The following is a 14,783-nucleotide window of genomic DNA, read 5'->3' as shown; positions in this document are numbered from 1 at the left end:
TCACTCCTTCGTGATGGTGAAGTTGAAGACGCCCGAGTCGAAGTGGTTGTACGACTCGTAGTCGATCAGTTCGTAGAGGTCGGCGCGGTGCTGCATCTCGCCGAGCTTCGAGGTCAGATGCCCCTCGTCGTTCAGCGTATCGAGCGCACGGCCCGCCGCGCCCATCGCGGTGCGCAGAAGCGACACCGGCCAGATGACGATGTTCACGCCGGCGCTCTGCAGCTGCGACGTCGAGAAGAGCTCGCTCTTGCCGAACTCGGTCATGTTGGCGAGGATCGGCACGTCGAGCGCGTTCGCCATCGCCTCGAATTCGGCCAGGTCGCGCATCGCCTCGGGGAAGATCGCGTCGGCCCCGGCATCCACCAGCGCCTTCGCCCGATCGATCGCGGCATCCAGCCCCTCGATCGCGCGGATGTCGGTGCGCGCCATGATGAGGAAGTTCTCGTCGCGGCGAGCATCGGCGGCGGCGCGGATGCGCTTGATCGCCGTGTTCTCGTCGACGACGCTCTTGCCGTCGAGGTGACCGCACCGCTTGGGGTTGATCTGGTCCTCGATGTGGGTGCCGGCGAGGCCCGCATCCTCGAGCTCCTGAATGGTGCGGGCCACGTTCATCGGCTCGCCGAAGCCGGTGTCGGCGTCGACGATCGCGGGCAGCTCGGTCATGCGGGCGATCTGCTTCGCCCGCCCGGCGACCTCGGTCAGGGTCGTGAGGCCGATGTCGGGGAGTCCGAGGTCGGCCGAGAGCACAGCGCCCGAGATGTAGACGCCGTCGAAGCCCTTCTGCTCGATGAGGCGCGCGCTCAGCGGGTTGAACGCGCCGGGGAACCGCAGCAGTTCGCCGCTCGCGAGGCGCTCGCGGAAGATCCGCCGCTTCTCGGCGGGCGTGGTCGTGGAGTACAGCATCAGTTCGTCCCCTTCGCCTTCGGCTGCCGAGCACAACTTCGGAGATTCGCTCCGGCACGCCGGAGATCGGATGCTGAGCGCGGCGTGTCGGCCTCGAACTCCGAAGTTGTGCGGGGGCACGCGCGGCCCCAACCCATCAGAACAGCCCCGCAGGCGACGGTGCGGCGTCGAGCAGACCCGGCTTCGCGATGATCGACAGCTCGCCGACCTCGTCGGCGGTGAGCTCGGGCAGCCGCTGCACGAGGGCGAGGAAGCGCTCGATCTCGGCGGGCTCGAGCACGGGCTCGGCCAGCAGACGGAACTTCGCGATGTAGTTGTCGCGGGCGAACGGACGGGCACCGAGCGGATGCGCGTCGGCGACGGCGATCTCATCGACGACGGTCGAACCATCGGTCAGGTGGAACTCGACGCGACCGCCGAACGCCTTCACATCGGGGTCTTCGGAGTGGTAGCGGCGCGTCCATTCGGCATCTTCCGCCGTGGTGATCTTGTGCCACAGGGCGACGGTGTCTTCCCTGCCCGCGCGCTCGGGGGCGTAGGAGTCGACGTGGTGCCACCCGCCGTCCTGCAGCGCCACCGCGAAGATGTAGGGGATCGAGTGATCGAGCGTCTCGCGCGACGCCGTCGGGTCGTACTTCTGCGGGTCGTTCGCGCCCGAGCCGATCACGTAGTGCGTGTGGTGGCTGGTGTGCAGCACGATCGACGCGATGTTGGCGGGGTCGCGCAGCGCCGGGTTCTCGGTGCCGAGCTTGCGGGCCAGGTCGATCCACGCCTGGGCCTGGTACTCAGCCGAGTGCTCCTTCGTGTACGAGTCGAGAATGGCGCGCTTCGCCTCGCCCGGGGCGGGCAGCGGCACCTCGTACGCGGCATCCTTGCCGTCGAGCATCCACGCGATCACGCCGTCTTCGCCCTCGTAGATGGGGGCGGGGCTGGTCTGTCCGCGCATCGCGCGGTCGACCGCCTCGACGGCCATCTTGCCCGCGAAAGCCGGGGCGTGCGCCTTCCAGGTCGAGATCTCGCCCTTGCGGCTCTGCCGCGTGGCGGTGGTGGTGTGCAACCCCTGCCCGACGGCCTGGTAGATGGTCTCGACGTCGAGTCCGAGGAGGGTGCCGATGCCGGCTGCGGCCGACGGGCCGAGGTGGGCGACGTGGTCGATCTTGTGCTTGTGCAGGCAGATCGCTCGCACCAGATCCATCTGAACCTCGTAGCCGGTCGCGATGCCGCGCACCAGCGCCCGCCCGTCGGCGCCGACGTGCTGTGCGACCGCGAGGATCGGCGGGATGTTGTCGCCCGGGTGCGAGTACTCCGCCGCGAGGAACGTGTCGTGGTAGTCGAGCTCGCGCACGGCGACGCCGTTCGCCCAGGCCGCCCACTCGGGGCTGGTACGACGGTCGAGGGCTGCACCGAACAGGTTCGCGCCGACACCGCCGGTCGAGACGGGGTGGCTGAAGGCCTGTGCGCGCGCCGCGTTGATCGGGGCGCGGGTGAGGGATGCCGCGGCCACCGAGGCGTTGTCGATGATGCGGTTGATGATCATGTCGACGACGGGCTGTTCGACCTCTACCGGGTCGGCGGCGACCTCGGCGATCTTCCAGGCGAGCTGGTCTTCACGGGCGAGGTTCTCGTCGCTGCGGTGCACGCGGACGTGGTGGGTGACGGTCATGATCGTCCTTCACTGTCTGTTTCCGGGTCGGGGAGGGAGTCGAGGATGCTGGTGAGCGCATTGTGCAGGTGCACGTGCGTGGCGTGCGCGGCGAGGTCGCCGTCGCGGGCGCCGAGCGCCTCGGCGATGGTGCGGTGCTCGGCGGCGGATGCGGCGAGCCGGGCCGGCTTGTCGCGGGCCATCCGCCGCACGCGCACGAGATGGGTGCGCACGGTGCGTAGCGCCGAGGCGATGTAGTCGTTGGCGACGGCCCCGTCGAGGGCGGCATCGAAGCGGGCGATCAGGGCGTAGTAGGCGTCACGGCCCTCGCCGGCTTCGAGGTCGACGCGCGAGAACTCGTCGGCGAGGGCGGCGAAGGCGGCGGCGTCTCCGCGGGTGGCGGCGAGGCGGGCGGATGTCTCTTCGAGCGCTCGACGGATCTCGAAGAGCTCGCGGATATCGTCGGCATCGAGATCGGCGACCACGGTGACGCGCGGCGACTGCTGCACGACGAGTCCATCGGCGGCCAGGCGGCGCAGGGCCTCGCGCAGCGGCGTGCGGCTCACGCCGAGGCGGGCGGCCTGTTCGACCTCGCCCAGCACGGTGCCCGCGGGGAGGGTTCCCGATTGGATGCCGTCGAGCAGGGCGGCGTAGGCGCGGTCGCCCGCAGTGCGCTCGACGGAGAGGGTCATGGTTCGAGTGTATACACAAGTGCCGAGTTTCGGGCCTTGGGTTGAGTTTGAGCATCCGTTCGTATGCACAGACGTCTTGGTTCCTGAGCGAGCGCAGCTCTCGCACTCACCGGTTCCTGAGCGAGCGCAGCTCTCGCACTCACCGGTTCCCGAGCGAGCGCAGCGAGACGAAGGACCTACGACCGTTCAGGCACCGGCTCGACGAACTCCGGCGGCGCGGGCTCGCCGAGTTTCACGACGATCACGCCGGCGAGCACGAGCGCACCACCGAGCGCCTGCAACAGATCGGGCAACTGGCCGAGCAGCAGCCAGCCGAACAGCAGTGCGGCGACAACCTCGGCGAGGGCGACGAACGAGGCGAGGCGGGATCCGAGCATCCGCGTCGAGGCGATGCCGAGCACGTAGGCGAGCCCCGTCGCGAGCACGCCCATCGCGAGCACCGGCACGAACCAGGGCACGCTGCCGAAGCGGTAGGCGATGTCGTCGGTGGTCCAGGCGAGCGGGAGCACGCCGATCGCGCCGGCGATCGTGAGGCCGAGGGCACCGAGCAGAAGCCCGCTGCCGGCGAGGGCGAGGGGTGGCAGACCGGTGTCGGCCTTGGCCGAGAGCACGAAGTACGTCGCCGCGCCGACCATGGCGCCGAGTGCCCAGAGCACGCCCGGCACGTTCACGGCGGCGCCGGTCACGACGTCGAGCATGAGCACGAGGCCTACGAACGCGATGATCGCGCCCAGGATGCTGCGGCGGCTGGGCTTCTCGCCGCGGCGGATCCAGAGCCAGAGGATCACCGCGACCGGCGCGGTGTATTCGATGAGCAGGGCGATGCCGACGTCCATCACGGCAACGGCCTGGAAGTAGAAGAGTTGCGTGGCGGTGACGGCGAGGAGTCCGTAGGCGGCGATCATGCCGGCGTTGCGGCGCAGCAGCCCCCAGCGCCCGCGCAGAGAGAGGATCGTCGGGATCAGCAGCACGAGGGCGGCGACCCAGATGCGGGCGGTGACGGCGGCGCCCGGAGTCCAGCCCGGGTCGATGAGCCCGCGCGCCCAGCCGCCCGACATGCCGAAGGCGAAGGCGGCGCCGATCGCGAGCGGAAGGCCCAGCTTCACACCCCGCGCCGTGCGCACGTCATCGGTCACAGTGCTCATGGGGTGTGACGCTACTCGCGTGCGATGTAAGATGTCAACATGATCTTCACCGATGACACGGCGGATGCTCTGCAGGCATCCGTCTGGCTCGTCAATTCGGCCGAGCATCCGGATACCCTCTCCACACTCGATGACGAGCGGGAGTTCCTCGAGGAGTTCCCCTACACCGGGCGGATCGACCGCGATGACGCCGAGCTCGCAGATCTGCGCGCCATCCGGCCGCGGCTGCGCGGGCTGCTGCTCGCCCCGCGCGACGAGATGGCCACGCGGGTCAACTCCGTGCTCACCGAGACCCGACTCGACGCGCAGCTCGTGCGCCACGGCGACACCGACTGGCACCTGCACGCCGTCGGCGACGAGCGCCCCCTCGCCGAGCGCGTGCTCATCGAGACGGCCATGGCGCTGATCGATGTGATCCGGCAAGACGAAGGTTCGCGTCTGTCGATCTGCGACGACGACACCTGCGAGGCGATCGCGCTCGACCTGAGCCGCAATCGGTCGAAGAGGTACTGCTCGACGGCGTGCGCGAATCGCAACGCCGTCGCCGCGTATCGCGCCCGGCAGGCGGAGGGGTAGAGCGAGGGCGTTCGTTCGCGGGGGCGTTCGTTCGCGGGTTCGTTCGTTCGCGCGTTCGTTTTGGTTGCCCGTTCGTTCGTGCGATCGGCGAGCGTTCGTCGGGTGCGTGGGGCTCATCGGGTGCGTAGGCGTTCGTCGGGTTCGCGGGGGCCGACGGCGCTCGTGGGGGGTGCCGGATTCGTCGGGGGTTCGCCTGGGTTCGTCAGGGTTCGTCGGGTGCGCGAGTTCGTGTGGGTTCGTAGGTGTTCGTCGGGCGCGTGGTTGGACCTGTCCTGCACGGGTGGGGGTCGTTTCGGGGTTGTCCACGGTTTGTGGGGATATCTTTTCTGATCTGGGGTTTGCGGGTCGGAATGTCGGTGGTTGCGGGTTGACTTCGGGGTATGAAGAACGCCGCGGATGTGCTGGATCGAGTCGTCGCCGACCTCGATCTGCTGCTGCGCGTTGACGGGGCGTCGGTGGGGTTTGCGGGAGTGTCGGATGCCGAGGCGATGCGGGTCCTTCGCGTTGCGGGTGAGGTGCAGCGGCGCGTCGATGCGGTGATCGTCGAGACGGTCGCATCCGTCGATTCGCGGCCGGCGGGGCCTGGAGAGGTGACGTTCGCGGCAGGATTCGGATGCCGCACCACGAACGACCTCCTCCAACGCATACTGCGCACCGATACCGCCGGGGCCGCGCGAATCGTGAAAGCGGCGAAGATCGTGCACCGCGATGTGGAGTTCACCACCGGGGCCCCCTTGCCTGCGCGGTGGCCCGCGCTGCGGGAAGCGATGCTGGGCGGGGCGATCGGGGTCGCGGGGTTGTTGGCCGCGACGACACCGATCGAACAGGCAGGACCCCGGGTCGGGGCCGCGGACCGGTGGGCGGCCGATGCGGAACTGGCCGGGTATGCACGCGGGCTGGCCGCGGTCGACGCTGCGGACGCAGACGCTCCCGAAGCCCGCGAGGGCGACGCCGCTCCCCCGGCAACGCCCGAGGATCTCCGGTTCCTCGCGCAGGCGATCGTCGCGTATCTCGACCCCGACGGTGCAGAGCCCGCGCACGAGCGCGCGATGCGCGCCCGCGGGATCACGCTCGGGCGCGCGAAAGATGGAGTCATCCCGATTCGTGGTGCACTGCTCCCCGAAGCGGCCGGACAGTTGCAGCGCATCTTGGACGCGTACCTCAACCCCAAAGTCGACGGGCCACCCCTGCCCGGCGTGCGATTCATGCCCTCCGATGGTCACGGGGAGGGGCACCGGGGTGCGGTTGGCGATGGAGACGCGCTCGATGCTTACGGTCACGTCGTTGGAGACGCGGTCGACGCGCACAGTCACGCGGTTGACGACGCGCTCGATGAAAGTGTTTCCGCGTCTCGTGCCGACCACGCGCTCTTGCCCAGCGGTGACCCCGGGCAGATGATCGACACCCGCACCCGTCCACAGAAACAGCACGACGCCCTCGCCGCAGCCCTCGCGATCGCCGCACGCCACGACGACACGCCCCGTCTCGGCGGCGCCGCACCCACACTCATCGTCTCCGTGACGGCCGAGGACTACGCCACCGGGCGCGGATGGGCACACGTCGACGGCATCGACACCCCCGTCTCGATCGCCACCTCCCGCCACACCGCCTGCGGCGGCAGCATCCAGCGGGTGTTGTTCGACCCCGAGGGCAGGATCATCGGCATCGGCACCAGCGACCGGATCTTCACCACACCCCAACGCCGTGCGATCGCCCTCCGCGACCAGGAGTGCCTCATCCCCGGGTGCCACGTTCCCGCCGCGTGGTGCGAGATCCACCACGTCGAAGAGCACGCCCGCGGTGGCCCCACGTCCACCGACAACGGTGTCGCGTTGTGCTGGCACCACCACCGCACCCTCGACACCTCCGGGTGGGAAATCCGCATGCAGAACGGGACACCCCAAGTCCGCGGCCCCGCCTGGTGGGACCCCCACCGACGATGGCGACAACCACGACCCGCAAGGCAGTCGGGTTCGCGAGAGCGCGTCCGGGTCGTGAGCCGAACGTGAGGAGCAGCCCGGTGCACCCCGAACCGGGCCGAACTGGCTGGGCAGCGTCAGGCACCCGGGCCTGGCCGGGCTGCGTTGGACTGGACTGGACTGGGCTGGGCTGGGCTGGGCTGGGCTGGGCTGGGCTGGGCTGCATGGCCTCCGAGGCGGCTCTACGCATCGAGCCCGGTCCCGCCGAGCCCCACCGCCTCACCCGATCGCCACAACCGCCGAGGCCTAGACCTAGACCTAGACCTAGACCTAGACCTAGACCTAGACCTAGACCTAGACCTAGACCTAGACCTAGACCTAGACCTAGACCTAGACCTAGATCAGGCCCTCCCCGAAACCACCGCTGCCCTCGCGACCGAGATCAAGAATGCCACCCCCGGGTCCGAGACGAAGACCGCCATCGCGACCGGGCCCGCGAGCCTCACCGAGACGACTACCGCCGCCCCCCCCCCCCCCCCGACCGCCATCACCACAGCCGAGCCCGCATCGTGAGGGCGGCCCGCATCGTGATGGCGGCCGGCGCCCTCCGCGCTGATCCATTCCGCGTCCTCCGCAATGACCGCCTTCCGCTGGTCAGCAGCCCCTCGCCGTCGGACGTTCGGAGCAGGTGTACTCGACGAGGGCCGTGTGGGCTTCGTAGATGCGGATCTGTTGCGTGGGGCCGGGAACCGACAGCTCCCCATCAATGGGTATCCAGCCGGCTCCGACATCGATTTCGGCCGTATAGCGCACGGTGACGTCAGCGTCGTACGTGCCGCGGTCGCGATACACGTGACTCGTGGCAGTGGGCGTGAACTGCGCCTGACCGAGCGTGGTCCAGGTGCTGCCGCCGGTAGACAGGTTGGCCGTGCCGCCATCGCCATAGCGGAAGTCGAAACCGACCGGCGTGAAACGCACACTGATCGGAGCACCGAAGAGCGTCCCCGTGCGCACATGGGCGGATGCCGACGCCACGAAGTTCATCGGCAGACCGGCGACTCCAAGATTCGAGGGTTCGCCCGTCGCCGTCGCGGTCGCCGGAGAGAAACTGGCGAGGTCCGTGATCGTGACAGCAGGAGCCGCGGCGGGCGCCGCAGCAGTCGTCGGAGTCGGGGCATCGGCGGGGAATCGGAGGTTGCAGTAGCTGCCGTCTCCGAGATGCGCGACGACGCACGTCGCACTTCCGGCGCGCTCCCGCTCTTCTGCAGTCGGTCCCGCGGTAGCAGGCGAGCCCGATCCTCCGGGGTTCGACGGCCCCGCGGACCGGCCAGGAGATTGAGGTGTCGAGCGGTCGCTCGAGACGGTGACGGAGGTTCCGTTGTTCGATGAGCAAAGGCCTGCGAGCTTGATCGCCGCTGAACAGTCCTGGGACGAAGCAATTGCGGGAGTCGCGGGAAGAGCTAGTTGCAGCGCCAGCGCAAAGGTGACTGCGGCAGTTCGTCCGATCAGCATTGCTCGGCCGCCGCCGCAGACTCCTTCGCGATCTGCATCTCGGCTTGACTCCCGATAAATGTCACAACCTGAGCGACGATCTCCTCCCTGCCTTCTGGCGTCGCGTCAATTCCTCCTGCGTCGAGCACGTGGATGGCGGTGCCATCTAGGCAAACTAGCGCGGTGATCGTGACACTGCCTTCAGCGTCCATGACGTCGATCCCGCTGAAGGCGGCGAGGACCCCCTCGCCGGTCAAGCGAAGTCCCTGCTCGCTCAAGAACCTGAGGCCTTCCATGTCGGCCTCCAGCGCCTCACCAATCAGATAGTCCTGCGGATCCGGTGTTGACTCGCCGGCGATTCGCGCGTTCCCCGCCTCGTTATACGCCCGATAGACCTCTTCCGCCGCGGCGAAGGCTTCTTCTTCCGACGCGAATGCGGGGGTCGGCGTCGGGCTGGGCTGGGGTTCGGGAGCGCATCCGCTCATCGTGGTCGCCGCCAGGGCGAGCAGCAGCATGGGCACGGCACGGGTCAGTCTCGAGATCACCGCCACAAAGTAGCCCGAATATGAGCTCCCACGTTCGAGTTATCCACAGGAGCATCCGACGGGCGGCGCAGCCGCGCGCTGCACCGGGCCGCATGAATCACGCCCCCACCCCCACCGCTCTCCCGCGCACCTTCTCTCGCGCGGATGCGCACCCGATACTGGACGCGAACCTGTCATAACAGGTATGCTCACTTGTTATTACAGGTTGCGGTTCTCGCGCCTGTGCAACGACGCACACCGCGACAAGGAGCACCCATGCCCGCGTTCCACACTCCGCCGATCTCGCCGATGGCCATCGCCTTCGATGCCGAGAAGCTGACCCTCTCCCCCGAGGGCCCCACGCTCACGCGGCGGATGTCGGACCTCGAGGGCCTCTTCCTCGACCACGACGCATGGAAGACCGCAGCCGAGGGCGACAACCCGGTCGTCTACAGCGTCGTCAGCTCGCCGGTCCCCGAGATCGACCGCGAACTCCCCCAGTCGATCACCACGATCATGCCCGGCGACACCTCCGGCGAACTCTGGATGACCAAGGGCCACCAGCACCCGAACCACCAGGGCGAGATCTACCTCGCCCTCAAGGGCCGCGGCGGACTGCTCATGTTCGACGGCGAGCGCACCGAATGGCTCGACATGCTCCCCGGCACCATCGGCTACATCCCGCCGGGCTGGGCGCACCGCTCGGTCAACACCGGCGACGAGCCCTACGCATTCCTCGCGGTCTACCCCGGCGGCGCCGGCCACGACTACGGCTGGGTGCTCGAGAACGGCATGGGATCCCGCGCCTACCGCGCCACCCCGAGCGCCACCGACGACACGGCAGCCACCGACGGCACGGCAGCCACCGTCGACCTGCGCCCCTACGCGACAACCCCGACAACGACCCCGACAACGACCCCGGCAACGACCTCAGAAACAACCCCGACGTCGACCGCAACGACGCCGACCCCCTCGGCCTGACCCGATCATGCTCATCGCCCACGACCTCGGCACCACGGGGAACAAAGCCTCCCTGCATCACGACGACGGCCGCCTCGTCTCGTCGGTGACGGTGCCCTACCCGGCGCACTTCGCCGCGGGCGGCATCGCCGAACAGAACCCGAACGACTGGTGGAACGCCGTCGTCGAAGCCACGCGCACCCTGCTCGCGAAGACCGAGACGAAACCGTCCGACGTGGCCGGCCTCGTCGTCGGCGGGCAGATGATGGGCGCCGTGCTGCTCGACGCCGACGGCGAGCCCGCACGCCCCGCGATCATCTGGGCCGACACCCGCTCGGGCGCGCAGCAGCGCGAACTCGAACAGGCCCTCGGCGCCGAGCACGCCTACGGCATCCTGGGCCACCGCCTGAATCCCACCTACTCGGTCGAGAAGATCATGTGGGTGCGCGACAACGAGCCCGACGTGTGGGCGCGGGTGCGCCGGTTCTGCATCGCGAAGGACTTCATCGTGCTGCGCCTCACCGGCCGCCTCGCCACCGACCGCTCCGATGCCTCGGGCACCAACGCCTACGACCAGCGCACCGGCTCCTGGTCGACCGAGGTGCTGCAGGCGGCTCGCCTCGATCCGGCGCTGTTCCCCGAGATCCTCGACTCCACCGCGATCGCGGGATCGCTGACGGATGCCGCAGCCGACGCCCTCGGCCTGCACACGGGTGTGCGCGTGGTCATGGGAGGCGGCGACGGCCCGCTCGCCGCCGTCGGTTCGGGCGTGGTCGCGCCGGAAGACGGCGCCTACGTGTGCCTGGGAACCTCGTCGTGGATCTCGTTCGCGGCGGATGCTCCGCTGCACGACCCCGCGATGCGCACGTTCACCTTCGACAACGTGGTGCCGGGCTCGTTCGTGCCCACCGCCACGATGCAGGCGGGCGGAGCATCCGTGCAGTGGATCGCCGAAGCCCTCTCGCCCGACCCTGCCCACCCCGATACGGGGCGCCTGACGGCCGAGGCATCCGCCGACGTCGACACCGACGACCTCTACTTCCTGCCCTACCTGCTGGGCGAGCGCTCTCCCCTCTGGGATCCCGACGCCCGCGGCGCCTTCGTGGGACTCGCCCGCCACCACACGCGGGCGCACCTCGTGCGGTCGGTGCTCGAGGGCACGGCGTTCAACCTGCTCACCTGCATCGAGGCGTTCCGCGCCTCGGGCGCGACGATCGACCGCATCGACGCGGTCGGCGGCGGCGCCCAGAGCGACGTCTACCTGTCGGTGCTCGCCGACGTGTGGGGCGTGCCCGTGCGCCGACGCACGATCGTCGAAGAGGCGAACAGCCTCGGCGCCGCGGTCACCGGAGCGGTCGGCCTGGGACTCGCCGAGTTCTCGGCGGCCCGCGCGCTCAGCGAGGTCACCGCCGAGTTCGCCCCTGACCCCACCCGCCACGCGGTGTACGCCGAGCGCCACGCCCGGTTCACCGACGCGTACACGGCCCTCGCGCCCTGGTTCGCCGGACGCCCCGCCGCCGCCGCTCCCGCCGCCGCTCGCCCCGCCGCCGGAACGAGCAGCTGATGGGCGTCATCCTCGTCACCAGTCGCTCCTTCTCCGACGGCGACCTCGACCTCGTCGAGCGCGCGGCCATCGCGGGGCATCGCATCCTGCGCGGCCCGGCGCACCACGACCTCGACGAGCTGCGCGTGCTGCTGCACGGCGCGGATGCCTGGATCGCCGGCACCGGCCCCATCACCGAGGAGCACCTGGCCGCCGCGCCGAAGCTGCGGATCATCGCGCGCTACGGCGTGGGCACCGAGTCCGTCGATCTCGACGCGGCCCGTCACCGCGGCATCCCCGTCTCGAACACACCCGGTGCGAATGCGGATGCCGTCGCCGACCACGCGATCGGCCTGATGCTCGCCGCCCTGCGGTTCGTGCCCGACGGCGACCGCCGGGTGCGCGACGGCGACTGGGGCGTGCGCCGCGGCCGCGAACTGGGAGCGGCGACCGTCGGGATCGTCGGCTTCGGCCGTATCGGCCAGGGCGTCGCGAAGCGCCTGAGCGGATTCGGCTGCCGCATCCTCGCCGCCGATCCGTTCCTGTCCGCCGAGACGGTGCGCGCGAACGGCGCCGAGCCCGTCGACCTCGACGCCCTCTTCGAGACGGCCGACGTGGTGTCGCTGCACGCCCCGGGCGGGCAGCTGCTCGTCGACGCGACGCGCCTCACCCACATGCCCCGCGGCAGCATCATCGTCAACACCGCCCGCGGCGACCTGATCGACGAGGCCGCCGTCGCCGAGGCCCTGCACGACGGCATCCTCGCCGGATACGCCGCCGACACCCTCGACGGCGACACCGCCGCGAAAGACAGCCCGCTGCTGGCCGACACCCTCGCCGACCGGGTGATCGTCACCCCGCACCTGGGTGCGCAGACGACCCAGGCGGTCGACAACATGGGTTCGCTCTCGCTCGACGACGTGATCGCCGTACTCAAGGGCGCCGACCCCCGCCACCCCGTGAACGCTCGCTAGGAGACCGCGATGACCACTTCCCCCGCCGTCGACACGGCAGACACCGGCGGCACCGCTACCGCAGGCACCGCCAAAGACACCGGCAAAGACACCGGCAAAGACACCGCCGGGTACATGGGCTTCGTCGGCGTGAGCACCGGCTCGTCGTCGATCATGCAGGTCTTCCCGCGCTGGGCCGACGTGCTGGGCCTCCCGACCCGCGAACTCGTCGGCCACGACCTGCCGATGGATGCCACGCCCGCCCAGTACGTCGCGATGGTCGAGCAGATCCGCGACGACCCGAACCACCGCGGCGCCCTCGTCACGACGCACAAGATGAACGTGTTCGCCGCTGCATCCGACCTGTTCGACGAGCTCGACCCGTTCGCAGTCTCGTGCAGCGAGATCTCGAGCATCTCGAAGCGCGGCGACCGGCTCATCGGCCGCGCGAAGGACCCGATCACGGTCGACCTCGCGCTGAACGACTTCCTGCCCGCCGATCACTTCGCCCGCACGGGTGCGGAGGTCGTCATCCTCGGCGCCGGCGGATCGGGCACGGCCCTCAGCTGGGCCCTCGCCGAACGAGCGGATGCCCCGGCCCGCGTCACCGTGACGGCCCGCACCGACGACGCGCTGGAGCACCTCGAAGCGGTTCACGCGCAGCACGGCACCCCCGAAGGACTCATCCGGTACGTACGCACCGACACCCCGCAGGAAGCGGCCGCGCTCGTGGCCGCCGCGCCCGCCGGCTCGGTCATCGTGAACGCGACCGGCCTCGGCAAGGACCGCCCCGGCTCTCCCCTGCCCGATGACATCGTCTTCCCCGCGAATGCCTACGTGTGGGAGTTCAACTACCGCGGCTCGTTGGAGTTCCTGCACCAGGCCCGCGCACAGGAGGCCGAGCGCTCGCTGCACGTGGTCGACGGCTGGCGGTACTTCATCCACGGCTGGTCGCAGGTCGTCGCCGACGTCTTCGAGCTCGACCTGACCCCCGAGATCGTGGAACGGCTCGCCGAGGCCGCGGAGTTCGCACGGCGATGATCCGCACCGTCCTCGGCGACATCGACCCGGCGCTGCTCGGGGCGACGAACTACCACGAGCACCTGTTCCAGGTGAGTCCGCTGCTGCCCGGCGACGAACTCGACGACGAGGCGCGCTCCGGCGACGAGGCGGCGCTGCTGCGCGACAGCGGATTCGCCGCGATGGTCGACGCCACCCCCTTCGGCATCGGACGCGACCCCGAGGCGGTCGCCCGCATCAGCGCGGCGACCGGACTTCGCGTCGTCGCCACGACCGGGCGGCACCGCGAGGCGCACTATGCGGCGGAGCATCCGATCCGCGAATGGAGTACCGACCGCCTCACCCGGTTCTTCGTGCACGACATCGCCGAGGGGATGCCGGCAGACGACGCCCTGGTGTTCGCCTCACCCGAACCCCCGCTGGCCACCGCGCCCGACGGCGCGGCCGTGCGCGCCGGCATGCTCAAGGGCGGCATCGACTACTGGCGCATCAGCGACTTCGAACGCACCACGCTCGACGCCCTCGCCGCCGCCCACCGCGAGACCGGTGCCGCGATCATGGTGCACCTCGAGTTCTGCACGGCCGCCCACGAGGTGCTCGATCTGCTCGCGGCCGAGGGCGTGGCATCCGACCGCGTCGTGCTCGCGCACGCCGATCGTGATCCCGATCCGGGGCTGCACACGTCTCTCGCCGAACGCGGCGCGTACCTCGGCTACGACGGCATGGCGCGCCCGCGCACCCGGTCGGACGCCGAGCTGCTCGCGCTGACCGCCGCGGTCGTCGACCGCGGCGCCGGCGACCGCATCGTGCTGGGCGGCGACGTCGCCCGCCGCACCCGGTACATCGCCTACGGCGGGATGCCGGGACTCGCCTACCTGGGCGACCGCTACGTGCCGCGTCTGCGCGAGCTCGTCGGAGACGACGCCGTCGAACGGATGCTCGTCGCCAACCCCGCACGCCTGCTCGACCTCGCGCGCCGAGCGCCCACCGCCGATCTCCCCGAGGAGCCCGCATGACCGAGCCGACCATCCTGCACGCCACGTTCACCGCGCGTCCCGGCGAGGGCGATCGCGTCGCCGAGATGCTGCGCTTCTTCGCCGAGGTCGTGCGCGCCGAAGAGGGCAACGTCGTCTTCGACGCGACGCGACTGGTCGACGACCCCGACCGGTTCTTCGTCTACGAGGTGTACCGCGACCGCGCCGCATTCGAGGCGCACATCGCCGCGCCCGCCGGGGTACCGTTCAACGCGGCGCTGCAGGAGCTGATCGTCGAGCCCTCGTCGCAGCTCACATTCCTCCGCCGTCTCTGACGCGCGGACCGACCGGAGCACCCCCTCACTCCGGTCGGGAGAAGGCCCGGTGTGCCCCCTCGGACACCGGGCCTTCTTGATGCCCGGGGCCCCTTCGACGGACGCC

14 protein-coding genes are annotated in these 14,783 nt (G+C 70.0%); 8 read left to right on the top strand and 6 right to left on the bottom strand.

What is annotated here, in order from left to right; genetic code table 11:
* The 4 genes from prpB to ACIOSY_RS07155 all read right to left on the bottom strand — a co-directional run bounded on the left by prpB (position 1) and on the right by ACIOSY_RS07155 (position 4,382).
* Positions 1 to 903, bottom strand: coding sequence for a methylisocitrate lyase (gene prpB / locus ACIOSY_RS07170; protein WP_400851263.1), 903 nt, complete (start codon positions 901 to 903; stop codon positions 1 to 3).
* A gap of 136 nt (positions 904 to 1,039) precedes the next feature.
* Positions 1,040 to 2,566, bottom strand: a complete 1,527-nt coding sequence (locus ACIOSY_RS07165) for an MmgE/PrpD family protein (protein ID WP_400851260.1) — start codon at positions 2,564 to 2,566, stop codon at positions 1,040 to 1,042.
* Positions 2,563 to 3,237, bottom strand: a complete 675-nt coding sequence (locus ACIOSY_RS07160; protein WP_400851257.1) for a GntR family transcriptional regulator — start codon at positions 3,235 to 3,237, stop codon at positions 2,563 to 2,565. The genes ACIOSY_RS07165 and ACIOSY_RS07160 overlap by 4 nt, the downstream gene beginning before the upstream one ends.
* A 176-nt stretch (positions 3,238 to 3,413) precedes the next feature.
* Entirely contained in the window at positions 3,414 to 4,382 is a 969-nt protein-coding gene (locus tag ACIOSY_RS07155) for an EamA family transporter (RefSeq protein WP_400851254.1), read from the bottom strand.
* A gap of 39 nt (positions 4,383 to 4,421) precedes the next feature.
* Between ACIOSY_RS07155 and ACIOSY_RS07150 the strand changes: the two genes are divergently transcribed.
* Together ACIOSY_RS07150 and ACIOSY_RS07145 are read left to right on the top strand one after the other, a co-directional pair.
* Complete coding sequence (locus ACIOSY_RS07150) at positions 4,422 to 4,958, top strand: CGNR zinc finger domain-containing protein (RefSeq protein WP_400851251.1); 537 nt, start codon at positions 4,422 to 4,424, stop codon at positions 4,956 to 4,958.
* Positions 4,959 to 5,338: 380 nt separating this feature from the next.
* The gene (locus ACIOSY_RS07145) at positions 5,339 to 6,967 is read left to right on the top strand and encodes a DUF222 domain-containing protein (protein ID WP_400851248.1); all 1,629 of its coding nucleotides are present in this window, start codon (positions 5,339 to 5,341) and stop codon (positions 6,965 to 6,967) included.
* Between the two features lie 564 nt (positions 6,968 to 7,531).
* Here ACIOSY_RS07145 and ACIOSY_RS07140 read toward each other — a convergent pair.
* Together ACIOSY_RS07140 and ACIOSY_RS07135 are read right to left on the bottom strand one after the other, a co-directional pair.
* On the bottom strand, positions 7,532 to 7,921 hold the full coding sequence (locus ACIOSY_RS07140) for a hypothetical protein (RefSeq protein WP_400851245.1): 390 nt from the start codon (positions 7,919 to 7,921) through the stop codon (positions 7,532 to 7,534).
* 461 nt (positions 7,922 to 8,382) lie between these two features.
* The gene (locus ACIOSY_RS07135; RefSeq protein ID WP_400851243.1) at positions 8,383 to 8,889 is read right to left on the bottom strand and encodes a hypothetical protein; all 507 of its coding nucleotides are present in this window, start codon (positions 8,887 to 8,889) and stop codon (positions 8,383 to 8,385) included.
* A gap of 279 nt (positions 8,890 to 9,168) precedes the next feature.
* Between ACIOSY_RS07135 and ACIOSY_RS07130 the strand changes: the two genes are divergently transcribed.
* The 6 genes from ACIOSY_RS07130 to ACIOSY_RS07105 are packed head-to-tail and all read left to right on the top strand — an operon-like array spanning position 9,169 to position 14,677.
* Positions 9,169 to 9,873, top strand: coding sequence for a glucose-6-phosphate isomerase family protein (locus ACIOSY_RS07130; RefSeq protein WP_400851240.1), 705 nt, complete (start codon positions 9,169 to 9,171; stop codon positions 9,871 to 9,873).
* 7 nt (positions 9,874 to 9,880) lie between these two features.
* Positions 9,881 to 11,416, top strand: coding sequence for a xylulokinase (gene xylB, locus ACIOSY_RS07125; RefSeq protein ID WP_400851237.1), 1,536 nt, complete (start codon positions 9,881 to 9,883; stop codon positions 11,414 to 11,416).
* Complete coding sequence (locus ACIOSY_RS07120) at positions 11,416 to 12,369, top strand: phosphoglycerate dehydrogenase (RefSeq protein WP_400851234.1); 954 nt, start codon at positions 11,416 to 11,418, stop codon at positions 12,367 to 12,369. Before xylB ends, ACIOSY_RS07120 begins: the two co-directional genes overlap by 1 nt.
* A gap of 9 nt (positions 12,370 to 12,378) precedes the next feature.
* Entirely contained in the window at positions 12,379 to 13,389 is a 1,011-nt protein-coding gene (locus tag ACIOSY_RS07115) for a shikimate dehydrogenase family protein (protein WP_400851231.1), read from the top strand.
* Positions 13,386 to 14,384 (top strand): phosphotriesterase, encoded by a 999-nt coding sequence (locus ACIOSY_RS07110; RefSeq protein ID WP_400851228.1) that lies wholly within the window; start codon positions 13,386 to 13,388, stop codon positions 14,382 to 14,384. Before ACIOSY_RS07115 ends, ACIOSY_RS07110 begins: the two co-directional genes overlap by 4 nt.
* Positions 14,381 to 14,677: a putative quinol monooxygenase gene (locus ACIOSY_RS07105; RefSeq protein WP_400851225.1), complete on the top strand. Its 297-nt coding sequence runs from the start codon at positions 14,381 to 14,383 to the stop codon at positions 14,675 to 14,677. Before ACIOSY_RS07110 ends, ACIOSY_RS07105 begins: the two co-directional genes overlap by 4 nt.
* Positions 14,678 to 14,783 lie beyond the last annotated feature (106 nt).

This window comes from Microbacterium sp. NPDC087665 (assembly GCF_044743285.1).
GTDB lineage: Bacteria > Actinomycetota > Actinomycetes > Actinomycetales > Microbacteriaceae > Microbacterium.
Note: the sequence above shows the minus strand (reverse complement) of the source record. Positions and strands in the feature narration are given on the sequence as shown.

Bases quoted from the DNA above. Each gene is read 5' to 3' on its own strand.
- prpB (WP_400851263.1), bottom strand. From the start codon at position 903: ATGCTGTACTCCACGACCACGCCCGCCGAGAAGCGGCGGATCTTCCGC.
- ACIOSY_RS07165 (WP_400851260.1), bottom strand. From the start codon at position 2,566: ATGACCGTCACCCACCACGTCCGCGTGCACCGCAGCGACGAGAACCTC.
- ACIOSY_RS07160 (WP_400851257.1), bottom strand. From the start codon at position 3,237: ATGACCCTCTCCGTCGAGCGCACTGCGGGCGACCGCGCCTACGCCGCC.
- ACIOSY_RS07155 (WP_400851254.1), bottom strand. From the start codon at position 4,382: ATGAGCACTGTGACCGATGACGTGCGCACGGCGCGGGGTGTGAAGCTG.
- ACIOSY_RS07150 (WP_400851251.1), top strand. From the start codon at position 4,422: ATGATCTTCACCGATGACACGGCGGATGCTCTGCAGGCATCCGTCTGG.
- ACIOSY_RS07145 (WP_400851248.1), top strand. From the start codon at position 5,339: ATGAAGAACGCCGCGGATGTGCTGGATCGAGTCGTCGCCGACCTCGAT.
- ACIOSY_RS07140 (WP_400851245.1), bottom strand. From the start codon at position 7,921: ATGAACTTCGTGGCGTCGGCATCCGCCCATGTGCGCACGGGGACGCTC.
- ACIOSY_RS07130 (WP_400851240.1), top strand. From the start codon at position 9,169: ATGCCCGCGTTCCACACTCCGCCGATCTCGCCGATGGCCATCGCCTTC.
- xylB (WP_400851237.1), top strand. From the start codon at position 9,881: ATGCTCATCGCCCACGACCTCGGCACCACGGGGAACAAAGCCTCCCTG.
- ACIOSY_RS07120 (WP_400851234.1), top strand. From the start codon at position 11,416: ATGGGCGTCATCCTCGTCACCAGTCGCTCCTTCTCCGACGGCGACCTC.
- ACIOSY_RS07115 (WP_400851231.1), top strand. From the start codon at position 12,379: ATGACCACTTCCCCCGCCGTCGACACGGCAGACACCGGCGGCACCGCT.
- ACIOSY_RS07110 (WP_400851228.1), top strand. From the start codon at position 13,386: ATGATCCGCACCGTCCTCGGCGACATCGACCCGGCGCTGCTCGGGGCG.
- ACIOSY_RS07105 (WP_400851225.1), top strand. From the start codon at position 14,381: ATGACCGAGCCGACCATCCTGCACGCCACGTTCACCGCGCGTCCCGGC.